General features: G+C 64.9%; 18 protein-coding genes and 1 tRNA gene. 7 read left to right on the forward strand and 12 right to left on the reverse strand.

Annotated features, from left to right (window positions below; all coding sequences use genetic code 11):
- Positions 1-10: 10 nt before the first annotated feature.
- Together AB5Y80_RS00335 and AB5Y80_RS00340 are read right to left on the reverse strand one after the other, a co-directional pair.
- Positions 11-95 (reverse strand) — tRNA-Tyr (locus AB5Y80_RS00335).
- Positions 96-316: 221 nt separating this feature from the next.
- Positions 317-1,405 carry a ketoacyl-ACP synthase III gene (locus AB5Y80_RS00340; protein WP_041211217.1) on the reverse strand — a complete coding sequence of 363 codons (1,089 nt, stop codon included), beginning with the start codon at positions 1,403-1,405 and terminating at the stop codon, positions 317-319.
- Positions 1,406-1,605: 200 nt separating this feature from the next.
- Here AB5Y80_RS00340 and AB5Y80_RS00345 point away from each other — a divergent pair, with 200 nt between their 5' ends.
- The 6 genes from AB5Y80_RS00345 (at position 1,606) to AB5Y80_RS00370 (ending at position 6,867) form a co-directional block, all read left to right on the forward strand.
- The gene (locus AB5Y80_RS00345; RefSeq protein ID WP_368172387.1) at positions 1,606-2,559 is read left to right on the forward strand and encodes a LysR family transcriptional regulator; all 954 of its coding nucleotides are present in this window, start codon (positions 1,606-1,608) and stop codon (positions 2,557-2,559) included.
- 128 nt (positions 2,560-2,687) lie between these two features.
- Positions 2,688-3,299, forward strand: a complete 612-nt coding sequence (locus tag AB5Y80_RS00350) for a LysE family translocator (RefSeq protein ID WP_368172388.1) — start codon at positions 2,688-2,690, stop codon at positions 3,297-3,299.
- Positions 3,300-3,478: 179 nt separating this feature from the next.
- Positions 3,479-5,341 carry a U32 family peptidase gene (locus tag AB5Y80_RS00355; protein ID WP_368172389.1) on the forward strand — a complete coding sequence of 621 codons (1,863 nt, stop codon included), beginning with the start codon at positions 3,479-3,481 and terminating at the stop codon, positions 5,339-5,341.
- Positions 5,342-5,458: 117 nt separating this feature from the next.
- Positions 5,459-5,788, forward strand: a complete 330-nt coding sequence (locus AB5Y80_RS00360; RefSeq protein ID WP_039041054.1) for a DHCW motif cupin fold protein — start codon at positions 5,459-5,461, stop codon at positions 5,786-5,788.
- A 44-nt stretch (positions 5,789-5,832) separates the two neighbouring features.
- A complete protein-coding gene (locus AB5Y80_RS00365; RefSeq protein WP_368172390.1) occupies positions 5,833-6,090 on the forward strand; it encodes a DUF1272 domain-containing protein in 258 nt (85 codons plus the stop codon).
- 111 nt (positions 6,091-6,201) lie between these two features.
- Entirely contained in the window at positions 6,202-6,867 is a 666-nt protein-coding gene (locus tag AB5Y80_RS00370; RefSeq protein WP_042017733.1) for a class I SAM-dependent methyltransferase, read from the forward strand.
- 22 nt (positions 6,868-6,889) lie between these two features.
- Here the strand turns inward: AB5Y80_RS00370 and AB5Y80_RS00375 are convergent, their stop codons facing one another.
- The 6 genes from AB5Y80_RS00375 to AB5Y80_RS00400 all read right to left on the reverse strand — a co-directional run bounded on the left by AB5Y80_RS00375 (position 6,890) and on the right by AB5Y80_RS00400 (position 12,606).
- A complete protein-coding gene (locus AB5Y80_RS00375; protein ID WP_041214637.1) occupies positions 6,890-7,366 on the reverse strand; it encodes a methylated-DNA--[protein]-cysteine S-methyltransferase in 477 nt (158 codons plus the stop codon).
- Positions 7,363-8,871 (reverse strand): DNA-3-methyladenine glycosylase 2, encoded by a 1,509-nt coding sequence (locus tag AB5Y80_RS00380; RefSeq protein ID WP_103260719.1) that lies wholly within the window; start codon positions 8,869-8,871, stop codon positions 7,363-7,365. Before AB5Y80_RS00380 ends, AB5Y80_RS00375 begins: the two co-directional genes overlap by 4 nt.
- 260 nt (positions 8,872-9,131) lie before the next feature.
- Positions 9,132-10,610, reverse strand: coding sequence for a carboxypeptidase M32 (locus tag AB5Y80_RS00385; protein ID WP_039041058.1), 1,479 nt, complete (start codon positions 10,608-10,610; stop codon positions 9,132-9,134).
- Between the two features lie 106 nt (positions 10,611-10,716).
- Positions 10,717-11,298: a DNA endonuclease SmrA gene (gene smrA, locus AB5Y80_RS00390; protein ID WP_041211226.1), complete on the reverse strand. Its 582-nt coding sequence runs from the start codon at positions 11,296-11,298 to the stop codon at positions 10,717-10,719.
- 115 nt (positions 11,299-11,413) lie between these two features.
- Positions 11,414-11,563, reverse strand: a complete 150-nt coding sequence (locus tag AB5Y80_RS00395; RefSeq protein WP_010673287.1) for a DUF3149 domain-containing protein — start codon at positions 11,561-11,563, stop codon at positions 11,414-11,416.
- Between the two features lie 155 nt (positions 11,564-11,718).
- Positions 11,719-12,606, reverse strand: a complete 888-nt coding sequence (locus AB5Y80_RS00400) for a TraB/GumN family protein (protein WP_368172391.1) — start codon at positions 12,604-12,606, stop codon at positions 11,719-11,721.
- 70 nt (positions 12,607-12,676) lie between these two features.
- Between AB5Y80_RS00400 and AB5Y80_RS00405 the strand changes: the two genes are divergently transcribed.
- Entirely contained in the window at positions 12,677-13,009 is a 333-nt protein-coding gene (locus AB5Y80_RS00405) for a DUF1904 family protein (RefSeq protein ID WP_039041060.1), read from the forward strand.
- A 60-nt stretch (positions 13,010-13,069) separates the two neighbouring features.
- Here AB5Y80_RS00405 and AB5Y80_RS00410 read toward each other — a convergent pair whose 3' ends face one another.
- From AB5Y80_RS00410 to AB5Y80_RS00425, 4 genes are all read right to left on the reverse strand, one after another.
- Positions 13,070-13,900, reverse strand: coding sequence for an SDR family oxidoreductase (locus AB5Y80_RS00410; protein WP_368172392.1), 831 nt, complete (start codon positions 13,898-13,900; stop codon positions 13,070-13,072).
- Between the two features lie 114 nt (positions 13,901-14,014).
- Positions 14,015-15,415, reverse strand: a complete 1,401-nt coding sequence (locus AB5Y80_RS00415) for an OprD family outer membrane porin (RefSeq protein ID WP_368172393.1) — start codon at positions 15,413-15,415, stop codon at positions 14,015-14,017.
- Positions 15,416-16,096: 681 nt separating this feature from the next.
- A complete protein-coding gene (locus AB5Y80_RS00420) occupies positions 16,097-18,034 on the reverse strand; it encodes a methyl-accepting chemotaxis protein (RefSeq protein WP_048208226.1) in 1,938 nt (645 codons plus the stop codon).
- Between the two features lie 59 nt (positions 18,035-18,093).
- The gene (locus AB5Y80_RS00425) at positions 18,094-18,984 is read right to left on the reverse strand and encodes a DMT family transporter (RefSeq protein ID WP_323923795.1); all 891 of its coding nucleotides are present in this window, start codon (positions 18,982-18,984) and stop codon (positions 18,094-18,096) included.
- Positions 18,985-19,016 lie beyond the last annotated feature (32 nt).

Genomic DNA, 19,016 nt, shown 5'->3' on the forward strand with positions numbered 1-19,016 from the left:
CGCACTTGAATGGTGGAGGGAGAAGGATTCGAACCTTCGAAGGCAGAGCCGTCAGATTTACAGTCTGATCCCTTTGGCCGCTCGGGAACCCCTCCCCAAGTGCGAGGCCGCATACTACCAGATCCGGCAAGGTTGTGAACCCCTTGGCCGCATTCTGACGACAAAAAAGTGTCAAGTGGTCATTTTTTGATATGTTTCGCTCAAAATTCACACTTTTCAATGACTTTTATGTCGCTGCCGAAACGGCGAGGGGGCGTAGGGGGCTGGCAGCCAGGAGCCTCGGGCTCCTGGCGGATCATGGGGAGCGGGCGCTCGCTCAGGCGTCGGCGGGGCGGGCCTGCTGGCAACCCTGCACCGCATGGGCGATGAGTTCGAGGGCGCTCTGCTCGCAGGGGGGCAGCACCTCGTCGCAATTCGCGATCGGGGTGACGCGATCTCCCCATTTGATGAGGGCGGCGCCCCAGGTTAGCCCGGCCCCGAAGGCGGCGGTCAGCAGGTAGCTGTTCGGCTTGACCCGACCCTGCTCCAGCGCCTCGCACAGGGCGATGGGCACGGTGGCGGCGGAGGTGTTGCCGTACTGCTCTATGTTGACCATCACCTTCTCCATGGGGGCGTTCATCCGCTTGGCCAGGGTCTCGATGATGCGCACGTTCGCCTGGTGCGGCACGATGAGGTCGACCTGCTCGGGGGCGATGCCCGCCTGGGCCAGTACGGTGCCGGTGGCTTCGCCCATGCCGCGCACGGCGCGCTTGAAGATCTCCTGCCCCTCGAAGTTGAAGGTGAAGAGGCCGTCAATGTCGGCGAAACGCACCCGATCCGTACCGAAATTCGGCACGTGCAGTATCTCCCGCGCTTCGCTGTCACAACCGAGCTTGCTGGCAATCAGGCCGCTCTCCTGCTTGCTCGCCTCGATGATGACGGCGCCGGCGCCATCCCCGAACAGCACGGCGGTGTCGCGCTTGGCCCAGTCCAGCAACTGGGTCAATCGCTCGGCACCGATCACCAGCACCCTTTGCATCATGCCGGTCTGCACCAGGGAGGTGGCGACCGAGAGGGCATAGACGAAGCCGGTGCAGGCGGCGTTGAGGTCGAACACCGCCGCCTTGTGGGCGCCGAGGGCCTGCTGCACGGCAGAGGCACCATTGGGGACCAGCGTGCCCGGGGTGGCGGTCGCGAGGATGATGCCATCGAGGGCGGCGGCGTCCAGGCCTGCGCACGCCAGGGCGCGACGGGCGGCCAGGGTGGCGAGCGCCTGGGTGCTGACATGGGAGACACGGCGGGCCTTGATGCCGGTGCGCGGGTAGATCCACTCGTCTGAGGTATCCATGATGGTGCCGAGGTCATCGTTGGTCAGCGAGGCGGGGGGCAGGCATTTTCCCCACCCGGTGATAGTGGCGTATGTCATCTTGTCGTCGCTTGTCGTGATGGCCGCCCTGGGGCGGAAAGTGGCGAAATTATGCCGCACGGGGCGTTCACTGTCATCCTGCGGCCCCTCCAGTGTAAGGGGAGTGGGGGGAGCAAGACCGTGATTTTGCTTAAATTTCCGCTTCTCCTTGCCGTAAGATGAAGGCCCGATCCCGGCGACCCCTTCCCGAGGTGACTCCTGTGCACAAAGCGAATCTCAATCTCTTGCCCACCCTCAAGGTGCTGCTGGAGACCCGCAACATCAGCCGGGCGGCGGAGCTGCTGAACCTGAGCCAGCCCTCCATCAGCAAGCAGCTCGGCCAGCTTCGCAGCGAGTTTGGCGACGAGCTGCTGGTGCGGGAAGGGCAGCGCTGGCTGCTGACCCCGCGGGCCGAGGCCCTGGCGGCCCAGCTTGCCGATTCCCTCGGTGCCCTGGAGCGGCTCTACGAGGCGCCGGAATTTGCCCCCGAGCGCTGCGAGCGGGTGTTTCGGCTCGCCTCCTCCGACTACGTGGCCCAGCACATCCTGCCGGACATCTGTGCGGCCCTGGCGAGGGCCGCCCCCCGGGCGGCGCTGGAGTACAGCCTGTGGGACAAGCGCCAGTTGCCCCAGCTCTGGCAATCGGAGCTGGACATGGTCTCCACCATCACGGAGCTGGTGCCGGACCAGATCCGCGGCCTGCATCAGGGGGAGGACAGGCTGGTGGTGCTGATGGGGCGCCATCACCCGCTCTCTGGCATGGCGCTCAGCCTGGAGGATTACCTTGCATGTCCCCACCTGCAGGTGAGCGGGGGCGGGGACAAGGACAGCCCGGTGGAGCAGGTGCTGGCCCCCCGCGGGCTCTCCCGCCGCTGGTTTGCCCGGGTGCCCTTCTTCCAGGCCGCGGTGGAGGTGCTGCTGCGCACAGACTGTCTGATGACCACCCCGGCCCATATCGCCTGGCAGCTCTCCCGGGAACATGCCCTGAGTTTTTGCGATCTCCCCTTCTCCACCCGGGTCCAGCAGTATCATCTGCTGTGGCACCAGCGCCACCACCTGGATCCGGCTCACCGCTGGTTCCGCGAGCTGGCCTATCCCTTCCTGCGGGATCACCTGCAATTCACCCTGGGGGAGAGTCGCAAGCAGTTGGCAGGAGGGTCGCAGGCGAGCCGCTGATGGCAGCGGGTTGTGCCACTCTATAGCCACTGGCTATGGACTCTATTCATAACTTTCACTTCTGGCATAGCGAGCCACCCCCTACCCTGATCCCGGGTGACAACAATCGACACGAAGGAAGAGAAGGTATGGAGCTGACGAGTTGGCTGGCGCTGGCCGCCATTTGCGTGATGGGGGCCATCAGCCCGGGGCCGAGCCTGGCACTGATCATCCGCAATACGGTGCAGGGAGGGCAGGGCCACGGGGTCGCCACGGCGCTGGGACACGGCCTGGGAGTCGGCATCTATGCGCTGATCACGGCCCTCGGCCTCGCCATCCTGATCACCCAGACCCCGCTGCTGTTCGATCTCATCCGCTACGGCGGCGCGGCGTTCCTCGCCTGGCTCGGGATCAAGGCGTTGCTGGCCAGGCCCGCAGGGGGTGAGGCAGGCAAGGAGGAGGGGCACCCGCCACGGGGACGTCAAGGGGCGTTCGAGGGCTTTATGGTGGCCTTCTTGAACCCCCAGCTCGCCATCTTCTTTATCGCCCTGTTCAGCCAGTTCGTGCACGCCGACACCGGCTGGCGTGAGGGGGGCATCATGATGCTGACCGCAGGCGGCATCGATGCGCTCTGGTATGTGCTGGTGGCCCTGGTGCTCTCTCGCGGGTCCGTACTCGCCTGGCTCAAGGCCAAATCCACCGTGATCGACAAGGTGAGCGGCCTGGTGCTGCTGGGGCTGGCCCTCAAAGTCGTGATCTAGCTCCGCGTCGGGTGCCAGCGTAGTCGGCACTCTCTCAGGGCCAGGGGATGAGGGGGGCAGCCAGATGTCCTTGTACCGGGTCAATCCTGCATTCTGCGGTGATCTTAAGCGGGATCAAGGCGGGGGGCGGGGAGTCTGGCTAGAGTGGCGGCCATTTGCAGCCCTTCGAACCGGACGTTATGCGCGATCAGAACCATCACAACCGCCTGGAGTTGCTGGCCCCGGCCAAGAACCTCGCCTATGGCATCGAGGCCATCAACCACGGCGCCGATGCCGTCTACATGGGGGGCCCCGCCTTCGGTGCCCGCCGCGCAGCGGGCAACAGCCTCGAGGACATCGAGGCCCTGGCCCGCCATGCCCACCGCTTCGGCGCCCAGGTCTTCGTCGCCTTCAATACCCTGCTGCACGACCACGAGCTGGAGCAGGCCCGGCGCCTGACCCACCAGATCTACGAGGCAGGGGCCGATGCGCTGATCGTGCAGGACATGGGGCTGCTAGCGCTCGATTTGCCCCCCATCGCGCTGCACGCCAGCACCCAGACCGACAACCGCACCCCGGAAAAGGTGAAGTTTCTGCAGGACGTGGGCTTCTCCCAGGTGGTGCTGGCCCGCGAGCTCTCCCTTGCGCAGATCCGCGAGATAAGCGCCGCCACGAGCGTGCAGCTGGAGTTCTTCATCCACGGTGCCCTGTGCGTCTCCTACAGCGGCCAGTGCAACATCAGCCACGCCCGCACCGGCCGCAGCGCGAACCGCGGCGAGTGCGCCCAGCTCTGTCGGCTGCCCTGTTCCCTGCAAACGCCGGCGGGGGAGGTGCTGGTGGAAAACAGCCACCTGCTCTCCTTGAAAGACATGGATCAGACCGACAACCTGGAGGCGCTGATCGCCGCAGGGATCCGCTCCTTCAAGATTGAAGGGCGCCTCAAGGGGCTCGACTACGTCAAGAACGTCACCGCCTGGTATCGCCAGAAGCTGGACTCCATCCTGGCGAGCCGCCCCGACCTGGTGGCCGCTTCCGCCGGTCGTTGCAGCTACACCTTTACGCCGGATCCCAAGAAGAGTTTCAACCGGGGCAGCACCGACTACTTCCTCCATGGCCGACAGCCAGGCATCGACTCGCCGCGCAGCCCGAAATACGTCGGGGAGCCGCTCGGGCGCGTCACCAACGTGACCCGCGATGGCATCGAGATCGACGGCCAGGCCGTTGCCCTCAACAACGGCGATGGCCTCGGCTTCTTCAAGCCGGGGGGCGAGCTGGTGGGCATGCGCCTCAATAAAGTGGAAGAGAAGGCACAGAGCAAGCGGTTACTCCTGTCGGAACCCATGCCCGGTCTCAAGGTGGGCACCGAGATCTTTCGCAACCACGATCAGGCCTTCAGCAAGCAGCTCGAAAAGGGGAGCGCGGATCGCCGCATCCGGGTCGATATGCGGCTATCGGAGTGCGACGAGGGACTGCGGCTCACGCTTACCGACGAGCAGGGCATTGGCGCCGCCGTCACGCTCCCCTGCGACCAGCAGCCGGCGGACAACCCGGAACGGGCGCTGCAACAGGCCAGGGATCAGCTCGGCAAACTCGGCAACACCCTGTTTGTGGCTCGCCAGATTGAGTTGGCATTCACTCGCCCGCTGTTTATTGCGGCTTCACAGCTTAACGGATTGCGCCGGGACGGCATTGCCGCCCTGGAGGCGGCCCGTCTGGCTGCCTACCGGCGACCCGAGCGGCGCATTCCCCTGCGAGGCGCCGTTTATCCCCAGCATCGGCTCTCTTATCTGGGCAACGTGCTGAACAGCGCGGCGGAGCAGTTCTTTCGCGAACACGGGGTGGGGAGCATCGCCCCCGCGTATGAGGCGAACAAGGAGGAGCGGGAAGTGGTGCTGATGACAACGAAGCACTGCATCCGCTACAGCCAGCAGCTCTGTCCCAAGGAGGTGCCCGGTCTCAAGGCCGAACCCCTGGAGCTCAAGATGGGCAAGGAGAGTTTCCGCCTGCGTTTTGACTGCCACCGCTGCGAGATGCAGGTGATGGGCAGCCTGAAGAGGGGATGATTGCCCGAGTGGGCATGGGGCTGGAGCGGATTTGATGGCAGTATGGGGCGCGGCCTTGTCACGGATATCCCGTGGCGAGCCGCCTTCCCCCAGCCTTCTTCTGACAAAGGATCCGTCATGAACATCCATGCACTGCCGTTTTGCACCACGAACTGGGCCGAGGTCCCGCCGACCGAACACAAGGGAGAGCGCGGCGTCGCCCGCTGGCACACCCGGCAGTTCGGGGATCTGCGGGTGCGAATGGTGGAGTACTCCCCCGGGTATCTGGCGGATCACTGGTGCAGCAAGGGCCATGTGCTGCTCTGCCTCGAAGGGGAGCTGCACACCGAGTTGCAGGATGGCCGCGTCTTCACCCTGACGCCGGGCATGAGCTACCAGGTGGCGGACAACGCCGAACCCCATCGCTCCTATACCGAACTGGGCGCTCGCCTCTTTATCGTCGACTGAGCTGCCCTCTTTCCCGCTTTCCCTTTGCGCTTCAGGAACTTGCCATGCTTGAACTCAGACCCAACTGCGAGTGCTGTGACCGGGATCTGCCCGCCGACACGGCGACGGCCTACATCTGCCCCTTCGAGTGCACCTTCTGCGCCGAGTGCAACGATCAGTATCTGCACCTGACCTGCCCCAACTGTGGCGGCGAGCTGGTCAGGCGCCCGCGCCGCCCGGCGGCCAAGCTGGTGAACAACCCCGCCTCCCTCCAGCGCGTCTTCAATCCGGCTCTGAAAGCGGCGCTGGGCAAGGGGGGCTAGGGCCCTCCCTTCATGGGAAGGGCTGGGCTGGCAACTGGCTCGCCCCGGTGGCTCTTGACCTTCTCCCGGCGGCAGCCCCTATCAAGGGGGCTCACACCAAAGGAGCAAAAGATGACGGAGCGATTCGAAGGAGAAGGGGCGAAGGCCTATGACAGCCGCATCCCCCTGCTGGTGCCAGGCTACGAGCTGCTGCACCAGCTTTGTGCCTCCCGGCTGATGGCCGCGTTGGGCCAGCAGGCTAGGGTGCTGCTGGTAGGGGTGGGCACGGGCAGCGAGTTGCTGCTACTTGGCCGTCTCTGCCCCCGCTGGACCTTTGTGGCCCAGGATATCTCGGCGGACATGCTGGCCCATGCCAGGGTGCGGGCCGAGCAGGCGGGCATGGGGGAGAGGGTGTGCTGGCACCTGGGCGCATTGCCTGTGGTGGATAAGCCTTGCGATGGCGCACTCTGTCTGCTGGTTCTGCATTTTCTGGCGCAAGATGCCAAAGCTGCGCTATTGGGTGATATTTATCGCCAGCTCAATCCTGGTGCTCCCCTGCTGCTGGCGGATCTGATGGCGCCCACGGACCCGCTCGAGCGCAAGGCGATGGGGTTGCAAGCCGCCCTCGCCGGTCTGCCGCTTCCTGCCTGCGAGCAGATGGTGCGCCGCCTCGGAGAGGATTTCACCTCCCTGGACGAGGGACAGACCCGGCGCCTCTTGCAAGGGGCCGGTTTCGCGGCGGCGCACCGCTTCTTTCAGGCGCTGGGGTTTCACGGCTGGCTGGCGCAGCGGCAGTGAGCCCTGGCCGGGCTGCGCCGGATCAACGAGAGGCCCTCTCCAGCGTCAGCAGTGCCTGCTTGATGGGCAGGCCTCCCGCATAGCCGGTGAGGCTGCCATTCTGGCCGATCACCCGGTGGCAGGGGATGATGATGGAGAGCGGATTGCGGCCGTTCGCGGCACCCACCGCCCGCACCGCGTTTGGCTTGCCGATGGTGCGGGCGATGTCGCCGTAGCTGCGGGTCTCCCCGTAGGGGATGTCGCACAGCGCCTGCCACACCGCTTGCTGAAACGCCGTGCCCCTGGGGGCGAGCGGCAGGGTGAAGCGCTGCAACCGGCCCGCGAAGTAGTCCCGAAACTCGGCTAGGAAGGGGGCGAGCGCCTCGCCGTCCTGCTGCCAGTCCTGCATGTCGGGCAGCGGCCGCAGTCCGGCCAGGAAGTCCACATGGACCAGACCGCGCTCGTCGATGGCGACCAGCAGTTTGCCCTGGTCGGTGGGCATCATGTCATAGCGGATCATGGGCTCTTCTCCTCGTCTTGTGTCTGTGTTGGCCGGGTGAGCAGCGCCGGTTGTTCACTCATGGCGTGCCACAGCCAGCTCGCGGCATAGGCGCGCCACGGCTGCCAGGGGGCGCTGCGCGCTGTCACCTCTTTCACCGGCAGCTTGTCACCGCCCCCCAGCGCCTTTTGCAGCACGAGATCCGAGGCGGGGAAGGCATCCGTGTCGAGCCCGCAGCGCAGCCGCCAGTAAGCGACCGTCCAGGGACCTATGCCCGGCAGCGCGAGCAGTTGCTCGTCGCTTGCCGTGGCGAGGGTGAGTGCGCCGCTTGCGAGCGCCGAGGCCAGCCCTTGCAGGGTGCGGATGCGGCTGCCCGGCATGCCGATGCCGTCGAGATCCAGCTCGCACAGCTGGGTCGGGGTGGGCAGCTGTGCGGTACCGAACTGCGCCAGGGTGCGCGCCACCAGGCGCCCCATGATGGTGATGGCACCCTTGACCGACACCTGCTGGCCGACGATGGCGCGCAGCATCACCTCGTATTCATCCCACCCCCCCGGCAGCCGCACCCCGGGCCAGCGCCCCAGTATCCGCGCCAGCAGCGGATCCTGCCCCAGGTGTTCGCCGATGCGGCTCATGTCGGCGTCGAGATCCCACATGCGGCGCACGCGGTACAGGATGTCCGGCAGCGCACCCGGCGGCAGATCCTGCACCGTGAGTCTGAGCCTCTCCCCCTCGACGGGCTCGATGCGGATGAGCCCCTCCTGCTCGCCGACCCGGTGACGGCGTTCGTAACCGTGCTCATCCACCCGCTCCAGCCCCGGAATGGCGCGCAACCGGTAGAACGCGAGCATGGCCTGGACGTCGAACGGCGGGCGATACAGCAGGTGCAGTTGCAGGCTCGATTGCGGCGTATCCTGCTCCGCGCCCCCTTCCTGCTTGCGCAGGGCGCCCGGCGTCATGCCATACGCCTGCCGCCAGGCGTCGTTGAAGCGACGAATGCTCGCAAAGCCTGCGGCAAACGCCACGTCCGTGATGGGCAGGCGCGTCTCCGTCAAAAGCCGTTTCGCGAGCAGCAGGCGGCGCGTCTGCTCCACCTGTTTCGGCGAGGCGCCGAGGTGTTGCTCGAACTGGCGCCTCAGGGTGCGCTCCGTGATCCCGGCCTGCGTTGCAAGGGAGCCCAGGCTGTGCTCCGCCAGCTCGCCGCGCTCGATGCGCGCCAGCACCTGGGCGACGAGCGGTGGCAGATCGCCGCTCTGGGCCGGTGCGAGCTCGGGGCGACAGCGCAGACAGGGGCGCAGCCCGTGCTGCTCCGCCGCCGCCGCGAAGCGAAAATAGCGCACATTGTGCTCGTGCGGTGCCCGCGCCGGACACACGGGGCGGCAATAGATACCGGTGGAGAGCACCCCGGTGAAGAAGCGACCATCGAAACGCGCGTCTCGCGCGAGGCGTGCGGCGTGGCACTGCTCCCGGGTGAGACCCGGGATGATCTCGTCTCGTTGGGATGAATGCGGGGGCTCTGTGGTCATGGCATGGCTCGGGTTGCTGTGGGCATGTCCCAGAGACTAAGCGGGGGCGAGAGGGGTGACTAGCCAAAAACGGACAGGGATAGCAAAAATAGTGCGATCCGAGGCATCCCAGTCCTCCCTTTGTAAGGTTAGGGGGGCAGGACCCCACCCTAACCCTCCCCTTCGTAAGGGGAGGGGACAAACAGCTCCCCTCTGTGAACGGGGCGGGGTTAGCTCCTCCCCCTTGTGAAGGGGGAGGCTGGGAGGGGGTTCAACCTCGCTTATTTCAGATAGCGCTGTTCGAGGTGTTTGCGCAGCCACTGGGGATTGAGCGCCTCACCGGTCGCGCGGCGAATGAGCTCGTCCGTGCCGTGCAGGCTGCCCTGGGACCAGATATGGCGACCGAGCCAGCCAAAGATCTCCGGCAGGCGGCCGGACTCTACGAGCGTGCCCATGTCGCCGAGCTCACGCTCGAGTGCAAAGCGCAGCTGCGCCGCGTACATGGCGCCGAGCGTGTAGCTCGGGAAGTAGCCAAACGAGCCGTCCGTCCAGTGGATGTCCTGCATGCAGCCATTCTGGTAATTGCCCTTCGTGGACAAGCCGAGCCACTGCTGCATCTTCGCGTCCCACAGCTCGGGGATGTCCGCGACCTCGATGCGCCCTTCCATCAGGTCCCGCTCCAGCTCGTAGCGCAGGATGACGTGGGCAGGGTAGGTGACTTCGTCCGCATCGACGCGGATAAAGCCGGGCTCGACCCTGTTGTACAGCTTCTCGAGGTTCGCCGGTGCTAGCGCGGCCTGCTCGCCGAAGTGTGCGCGGATGCGCGGTGCAATCTGTGCAAGGAATGCGGGGTGATGGCCGAGTTGCATCTCGCAGAACAGGCTCTGGCTCTCGTGAATGCCCATGGAACGCGCCTCGGCCACCGGCTGGCCGAGCAGTGCGCGCGGCAGGCCCTGCTCGTAACGCGCGTGACCCGTCTCGTGGACGATGCCCATCAGGCTGGAGACGAACTCCTGCTCGTTGTAGCGCGTGGTGATGCGCACGTCCGTCGGCACGCCGCCGCAGAACGGGTGGCTGCTCACGTCGAGCCGGCCGTGGGCGAAATCAAAGCCGAGCAGCCCCATCACCTCCTGACCGAGCGCCTGCTGCGTTGGGATCGGGAAGGGGCCTTGCGGCGTAAGGAGCACGTCGCTCTTCTGCCGTTCGCTCACGGTCTGGATGAGGCCGGGCAGCCAGCTCGTCAGATCGCCGAAGATCTGATCCAGCCTCGCGCTCGTCATGCCGGGCTCGTACAGCGCCAGCATGGCGTCATAGGGGCGCACCCCGAGCGCGTCGGCGCGCAGGCGAGCCACCTCCCGCGACAGGCGCACCACCTCCTCGAGGTTCGGGGCAAAACCTGCCCAGTCGTTCTCCTTGCGCTGGCGACGCCAGGCGTGCTCGCATTTGCTGCCGGCCAGGGAAAGCGCCTCCACCAGCGCCCCCGGCAGCAGGCTTGCATCCTGCCACTGGCGCTTGATCTCCCGCAGGTTCGCACGCTGGTGCTCGTCCAGCGGTTCGCTCTCTGCCTTGGCAATCCACTCCCCAAGCTCGGGGGCGGTGCGCTTGCCGTGGATCAGCACGCCGAGCTCCGCCATCGCCTCGGCGCGGGCCTCGTTGCCCCCCTCCGGCATCATGGCGGCCTGATCCCAGCCGCAGATGGCGGAGAGGTGGGAGAGGCGGTGCAGTTGTTGCTGATGTTGTTCGAGTTTCTGGTATGACATGGGATTGTCCTTGTTATCGTCCCTGATGATATGCACCCCGTACCTGGCATGATCGGGGCCGCCCGATGCTAGCACTGCCATCCACCCTGGTGCCACCCTCAGGCAGTCAGCCGAGGCGCTTCTGGTGCCGTTCGCGGTTTTCCGCCTTCTTGCGCTCGCTCTTGCGCAGCAATACGTAGAGCGCACCGCTGCCGCCGTGGCGGCGCTCGGCACTGTGCATGGCCATCACCGAAGGCAACTGTGGCAGCCAGGCGCTGACATGGCTCTTGAGCAGGGCACGCGGGGTGCTGCGCTCCCCCTTGCCGTGCAGGATCAGCAGGCAGCGGATATCCCGCACTTCGCACTCCTGGACGAACTGCACCAGGGCGATACGGGCCTCGTTGAGCGTCTTGTGGTGCAGGTCGAGGGAGCCTTGCAGCTCGTATTTGCCAAGGCGCAGCTTCTTGTAGACCCCCTCCTGCACGCCGTCACGCTTGAAGCCGACGATGGCATGGGGGTCCAGCATCTCGACTGCTTCCGTGCCGAGGTGATCCAGGGTGAGTTGTTCGGCGGTGGCGGCTTCCCGGCGCGCGAGTTGCGCCTCGGTGGGCTGGCTGTTGCCCGCAACGGGGGCGATATGGTCGCTGCGAAGGGGCCGCACGTCGGCCACTTCCTGCAGGAACAGTGAGAGTTCGTCGTTATGAGACACGGCAGGCTCCCCGCATGAAAATGAGGGAGCCAGTATAGCGGGCCTTGGTGGGCCTTAGAATGGCAACGCTCGCAGGCCCCGGCCCTGCCGGGGAGGGCGGTCTGAGCGAGCCTGGTTATTGCCCCTCTTTGGGCGGCTCTGCGTGCATCACCTTGTAGATGAAATAGACCGCATAGGCGCTGATGAGCAGGAAGGTGCCGAAAATCACCAGCATGGACATCAGCCCCACGCTGTTGCCGAACATCAGGTTCATCCAGAATTCCATCTCGTTCACTCCTGTCACTGGGCGGTGACAGGCATGATAGATACCTCTTCAGGAGGGAGGGGATGATCTCGATCAACTCCCTCTCTGGTTATTTAATCGGCAGCAAATTCTGTGAGCCGACGCGCATCCGACGTGTCAGGTCGCCGGACTGGACGCTATTTTGCTTTCTTCAGGGTCGGTTCGGTGAGGGGCGTGATGCGCCAGCCCTGCTGCTCCAGCAGGGCGAGCAGCCCATGCTCGCCGTAAAGATGCAGGGCCCCTACCACGATAAAGCTCTCGTTCGGCAGGCTGGGCCACTTCTTGACCCAGTTGCGGTTGCGCTCTGCCAGCAGGGTCTGTTCCAGCCAGGCTTGCAGCTTGGGCGGCGCCATCTCCTCCCTGAGCAGATTGATGAGGGTGGCCTCGTCCCCGTTCTGCCAGGCGGTCATCACGGCGTCGAACCCCTGCTGGATGTCGGGCAGCTCGTCCAGGGTGCTCTCCAGCATCAAGGTCTGGTTGTCGCCGACGCTCGCGAGATAGCCGAGCTGCTCCAGCAGGGTCTCCAGCCCGACGATGGGCTTGCCGCCGTCGTTCGCCCGCTTGGCGAAGTGCTGGTCGACACCGTATTCACCGCGATAGCCGGTGCGCTCCAGGGCTGCCTGGGTCAGGGTAATGGCCGCAAACCAGGGACGCAGCGGGGCCAGCATGCTCTCGTTCAGACCGTTCTGGCCCGCGGCGATGAGGGTGCGACGGTAGAGGTCGATGGGCAGGTGATCCTTGAGGGTCTTGCCGTCGACGAGCCGGGTGATGGCGCCCATCTCCTGCCACTGCTCCTGGCTGATGTGGGTCATGTCCACCTCCATCACCAGGGCGCGGCTCTGCTGCCAGGCGCGCTCCACCGGGTCCGGCAGGGGATAGAGAGAGGGTTTGCCCGCATGGATGGACCCCAGCAGCCAGTGCTGTTCGTTGCCCTTGTTGATGCGGTAGAAGGCCGGATCGGCCATGGCATGGAGCGGCAGCAGCAGGCAGAGCAGGAAGGAGAGCAGCGTGGGATGGAATCTCATGAGGCACCTTATGTGAGCGGGATGAGTGCTCTATGATAAGTCCTCATTTGTCACAGCCAAGAGGTTTCCCATGCCCCACCTTCGTTTTCGGGCAGTTTCTGTCGACACCCTGCAGCGGATAAGCGCCCCCCTGATGGCGGACCTCTGCGCCCTGACCGGTGGCAAGCCGGAGTTCGTCACCCTGGAGTGCGTGCCGAGCCAGTGGGTACGAGATGGCCAGCCCGAAGCCGGTTTTCCCTTCGTGGAGCTGGTCTGGTTCGAGCGACCGCAGGAGATGCAGGATGCCGCCGCCGCCCTCATCACCCGCCACCTGAAAGCGGTGCTGGGGGAGCAGACCTATGTGGTGGTGCAGGTGCTGCCCATCGTCAAGAGTCACTACTACAGCAACGGCCAGCACTATTGAGCGGGCATCGTTGCTAAGACAGGTGCATGTCAAGAGGAGGGCCCGCCGAGGGCACCTTTATCAGGCGGATTTGATCAGCAGCTTGTCCAGCCAGCGGCTTGGCAGCAGGCGGCGCAGCACGGTAAACAATTTGGTCGGGAAGGTGACCGGGTAGCGGTGCCTGGGGCGCTTGCTCGTGAGCGCATGCACTAACGGCGGGATGCAGGCCTCGCTTGGCAGGGTGTAGCCCCGGGCACCCCCTTCACGCTCCAGCCTGGCCAGCGTCTGGGCATAGGCGTCCTGATGGCGGCTCGCGCTCGGGTCTATGTGGCGCAGGAAGGCCTCCCGGGCATTGGCGCGAAACCGGGTGTCGATGGGGCCGGGTTCGATCAGGCTGATGTGCACGCCGCTGCCCGCGAGTTCCAGGCGCAGGGTGTCGGTATAGCCTTCCAGCGCGAACTTGCTGGCGTTGTAGGCGCCACGATACTTCATGGCCACCAGGCCAAGCACCGAGCTGTTCTGCACGATGCGCCCCTCGCCTACCGCCAGCATGGGAGGCAATATCTGGCGAATGAGGTGATGCCAGCCAAAGAAGTTGGTCTCGAACTGCTCGCGCAGCGCCTCGGTGGGCAGATCTTCCAGCGCACCGGGCTGGCCGTAGGCGCCGTTGTTGAAGAGGCCGTAGAGGCGCCCTTCTGCCAGGGCCAGCGCCTCTGCCGCCCCTCGCTCTATGCTGGCGCTGTCCGCCAGATCCAGTTGCACCGCCAACAGACCCTGCTGCTGTAGCAGGGCCACATCCTCGGCCTTGCGGGCGGAAGCGATGACGGTGAAGCCCCGGGCGCCGAGCTTTCTTGCGGCGGCGAGGCCGATGCCGCTGGAGCAGCCGGTGACGAGCACGAAGGGATGGGGCATGAGCATGGTCCTGATTGGCGGCCAGCAGGTGGCCCGAAGCTGGCATGGTAGCGTGGTGCCACCAAAAACAAAACCGGGCCAGAGGCCCGGTTTTCGGTCACGTCAGATGCCTGATTACATGATGGTGAACGGCATGATGATGTGGAACTTGACGTCATGCTCGGAGCTGAACATGTTCGGGTAGTACCAGCTGCCCTTGTCGTCCTGTTCGTTGTTGTAGTCGGTGTAGTGCAGCTTGAACAGGGTGCCCTTCAGCTTGCCGTCCTGCACTGTGTACATGACGTCGAAGTTGGCTGCCCACTCTTTGCCGCCTTCCAGGGACTTGTCGCCGTTGTTGGCATCCCAGCCGTAGGCACCGGAGACACCCACGCCCCAGCCCGGTGCACCCACCAGATCATCCAGGGAACGAGTCACGCCGAAGAACAGGGCCTTCTCGTCGTTGTGGTTCCAGTCTGAGCGGGAATCCCACCAGATTTCGTTCGCGCCCTGGGAGTTGCCGTAGCCACGGGTCAGACGGGGCAGGTAGTTGCCCAGATCCCCTTCAGCCTTGGTCCACAGGCCTTCCAGACGGAAGCCATAGGGGCCGGCTGCCCAGCTGGCGGTCAGGGCTTGTTGCCAGGCCAGGCCGTCATAGTCGCTGTTCTCGGTGTCGGAACCGTAGAACTGGTAGCTGGTGTTCAGGCCACCCAGTACGTCGAACTTGTGGGCCAGCTTGAAGTGGTAGCTGTCCATGTAGCCTTCGGACTGACCGAAGCCGGCGGTGACGGCAGTGCCGTTTTCGAAGGTGTAGCGAGCGGCCAGACCGTGGATGTAGTCGATCTTGTTCGCATCGGTGAAGGGATCGCTGGCATAGGGGCTGCTCTTGGAGAAGCCGGTGGTGTTCTTGAACCAGGGAGCCTTGTACTCGTCGGCGATGGCGTAGGTCAGGTAGAGGCCGCCGAAGGTGCCTTCGATCTGGCCACCACGGTAGGTACCGGGTTGATAGGACCAGTTGACGCCGAGGATGCCGGGTACATAGAGCTGGGTGTAACCACCCTTGGCGGTGACGGCGTCACCGAACTTGAATTTCAGGGCAGCGTTGGAGAGGCTGAAGCCGTTCTCGGGAACGCCGTCACCACCTGAACCCCACTTGTCGCCCCAGAAGGAGAACTCGTTCTCTTCGTTGACGCCATTGCTCTCGTCAACGGCCAGGTCGTAGGCACCGAAGCCGCCCACGTCGACGCCGACCACACCCCATGCATAGCCTGAGTTGAAGTTCAGGGCTGCCTGGGTGGTGGTATGGCTCAGGTTGGAGTGGTATTTGCCATCCTGACCCGGACCGGCCTGGACGCGATCACGCTCACGCTGGAAGTAGAACAGGCCACCGGTGAGCTTGCCTTCGTCGATGAAGGCACTGTAGGACTTGCCGTATTCCGGGCTCATCATGTCTTGAGCGGCGAACGCCATGCCGGGTGCGACCAGTGCCGCGACCACGGCAGCACTCAACGCGGCGCGCTTGAAGATCACTTTTTCCATTTGTTATTGCTCCTGATTTTATGGACTTAGCTTTTTTATCCGGCAGCCGGGTAGGCACCCGCCGCTCGGTATTGGCATTGCAATCAACACCCCGAAGGGCAAAAAAATGGTTCTCTGTCGTGCCCTTGTGCCTGATGCCTTGGCGCATCGGTCGGGGCTATCTGCATCGTTACAGTCGTTATTTTTTGGCTGTCGATCCTTGGCGATCTGACATCACCAAGAGTACGTTCGCGGTGCGAAATATCAATGTAAAGTTCCCGGCAAGTTTCAAAAATATGACCGAGTGCAAATAATCATGATTCTTGGTGTGGGCACTCCCAGGCCACTCATGTCGGCAATGACAGCGCTTTCATGGTGATTTCACCGTTCTCCTGCGCAGATCTTGCCGTCAAGGCAGAACTTTCTTTGTTAACCCGGTGGCAACATATAATTTTGTATCACAAAAAAAGATGGGCCCGGCGGGATGCCCACTGTCGTGAGCGTGAGCCGTCGCCCCGACAGACAGGGGGACCTGGGATGTGAAAGGGGTGAGGGAGCCTGTGACTGAATGGATGAGGCAATCCGTCATTGGCCGTGAGGACATGACGGGAGTATCAGGAGAAGGGTTGCGGCAAGGCCGTACTGCGGGCAGGTAGACAGGGAACGCGCCCCGGGTCTGGTGCGAACCAGACCCGGGGGTTATCAGGCCTGGCTCAGGATCCGGGGGATCTGCTGGGCCTGGTGGTGTATGTGCTCCGAGACCTGTACCGAGAGACGACTGCCCTGGCGGGCGTGCTGGCTGATGCGACCGATGAGGGCGGCGAAGCTCGCCAGCCTGTGTTCCTGGCTCTTGGCATTGTCGGCGCCCTGCAGGGCGATGACGGCGGTGCTGCGCGCCATCTCCCGCACCGTCAGGGTGGTCTGGCGCAGCTGCTCCGCCTGCTGGCGCTGCTCGGCGGCCTCTGCGGTGATGCGGGCCAGCACGGTGGCGAGCTGATCCCCCGCCTGGGTGAGGCTCGCCAGGATCTCGGTGATCTGGCCGAGGGAGCGCTGGGTGTCGGCGGAGAGGTGGCGCACCTCGTCGGCTACCACCGCGAAGCCGCGTCCCTGCTCCCCGGCCCTGGCCGCCTCGATGGCGGCGTTGAGGGCCAGCAGGTTGGTCTGCTGGGAGATATGGCCGATGACGTCGACGATGGCGGTCACGTCCTCCACCGAGCGGGTCAGCTGGGCCAGGGCGCCGCTGCTCTCGTCGATGGCGAGCCCGGTCTGGGCGGTAGCCGTCAGCATGCCCCCGACCAGCCGCTCGCTCTGGCTCATGGAGTGTTCATTGTGCTGGGCGTGCTGGGCGATTTCGGCGGCGACCTGGTGCACCTCGCTGGCGAGCTGGTTGAGCTCCTGCATCATGGTGTCACTCTCGTCCACCGCCTGCTCCGTGGTGCGGGTGCTGTGATGGATCTCCTGCACCTGGTTGACCATCCCTTGCAGACTTTGCGACACCGCCGATAGCTGGCCCTCTTTCTGCTGCTGATCCTGTTGCAGGCGCTGTATCAGGCGGTTGTAGCTCGCGACGATGTCCGCCAGCTCGTTGCGCTCGCGCCCCGGGGTCAGCAGCTGAGCCTGACCCGTGGCGTCGAGCTGCAGGAAGGCTGCCCGCAGTTGCAGCAGGGGCCTGACCAGCCAGCGACGCTGCACCAGGGCGAACAGCAGGGCCACCACGACCAGGCAGAGCGCCAGCACGCCGAGCACGGTGGCCAGCTCCCGGTTCATGGTCTGACGGGCGGCGGCGAGTTGTTCACCCAATTGCTCCCCCGCTTGCAGCAGCTGGGTGATGTCCTGCTGCACCATCTGACGAGCGGCCTGCTGCTGTTGCAGCGTCTTGCGGCTGTTTTCCAGCTCCTGGGGATAGCGCTTGAGCAGGGAGGTCAGCTCGGCTTTGGGCTGATCCCCGAGCTCCTTGCGTATCGGCTCTCCCAGGGTGAATTCGTCGGCCGGTGCCTCCTCGAAAAGCTCCATGCTCGGCAGGGCGGCTAGGGCGTCGGCCTGCTTTTGCAGGGCAGCCAGCTCGAATTGCAGCCCTTCGAGACGCTTGGCACTCGCCTGCTCCATGTAGTTCTGGCGCTGGTGGGCGAGGGAGGGGAGGGCGGTCAGGATGTCGGCCGCCCCCTGGCGATACTGCTCGGCAAGGGCCGGATCCCGCCCGGCGGCTGCTCCCTGCTGGCCGTAACGGAGCAAGGTTTTGGCCTGGGTGGTCAACTCGTTCTCGGCATTTTGCAGCAACCACTGGCTGTTGCCGGAGAGCTTGCCCGCCGCCAGATAGTCGCCGTCAATGCGGGTTTTCATCTGCTCAAGCCGGGCGTTTAGCGGCTGGGTCTGGGGATCCTCCAGGCGGGACAGCAGGGCCAGCGCCTGCTGGCGCACTCCCTGGGCCTGGGCCAGCAACAGGGGATCCCCGCTGCCGAGATAGTCGCGAAGCGCCCCCTGCAGCGGACCGCTCAGTTGCTGTTGCAGGCGCTCCTGCAAACGCTGGGCCTGGGCCGAGTGGTTGAATTGTTGCCAGCCATGATAGAGCGCGGTGGCCTGAACACCGGCCACCAGCAGCAAGACGAGGGAAGAGAGGGAGGCAAAATGGGCAATTTTCACATCAGATTCCTGCTTGAATCACGCAATGGGCGCGAGCTTAATCAGGTCTGATGGCGTTTTTATGACAGTGGCCGTGCCAGCTCCCGTTGACTTGGGCTCTTCACCAGCAGGCCGAGCAGGGCGCCGCCCATGATGAGCCCCCCCGCCAGCAGATGGCGCGGGGTGAGCGCCTCGCCGTTGAGCCAGACCAGCAGCAGGGTGCTCAGCAAGGGAGTGAGGTAGGCGAGCGCGCCGATGCGGCGCGGATCCCCGTCCCGCAGCGCCAGATACCAGGTGACGAAGGCCGCCCCCATGGGGCCGAGAGCCAGCCCGATGATGAGGCCCCAGTCACCTGCCGGGATGCGGGCCACCGGCAGCGGTCCCTCCAGCATCCATGCCAGCAGCAGGGCCAGGAGCCCTGCGGGCAGGCAGGCGGCGGCCGTGACCACGGCAGGAGCGGGAGGCAGGCGGCGGGAGAGCACCGAATAGGCGCCCCAGACGATGGCGGCGCCGAGGGCCAGCAGGTAGCCGGGCAGATGGGCCTGTTGCAGTTGCAGGTGACCATCGACCATCACCAGCACGGACCCCGCGAGACCCAGGGCCCCGGCCAGCAGATGGGGCAGGCTCAGGGGATGACCCGGCAGCAGCAAGGGGGTGAACAGGATGATGCACAGCGGCCAGAGGTAGTTGATGAGGTTTGCCTCCAGCACGGGGGCGTGGCGAAAGCTTGTGAACAGCAGCAGGTGATAGAGCAGCAGGGCTGTGATGGTCACCAGCCAGGTGAGGGGGCTGGCGCGCCACTGGCGCCAGAATGGCAGGGTGCCCGCCCCGCAGAACAGCAGCACCAGCCCCACCAGCACCAGCGGCGAGACGCTGGTGATCCGGGAGGTGAGCGCGGCGAGGGAGGCCCACAACAAGATGGTGAGCAGGGCAAAACCGGTGGACTTGTCCCACCAGGAAGACGCAGGCATCCAACACTCCTTTGCAAGATGAATGAACGAAA

It is taken from the genome of Aeromonas sp. R2-1 (assembly GCF_040908425.1).
GTDB lineage: Bacteria > Pseudomonadota > Gammaproteobacteria > Enterobacterales > Aeromonadaceae > Aeromonas > Aeromonas caviae.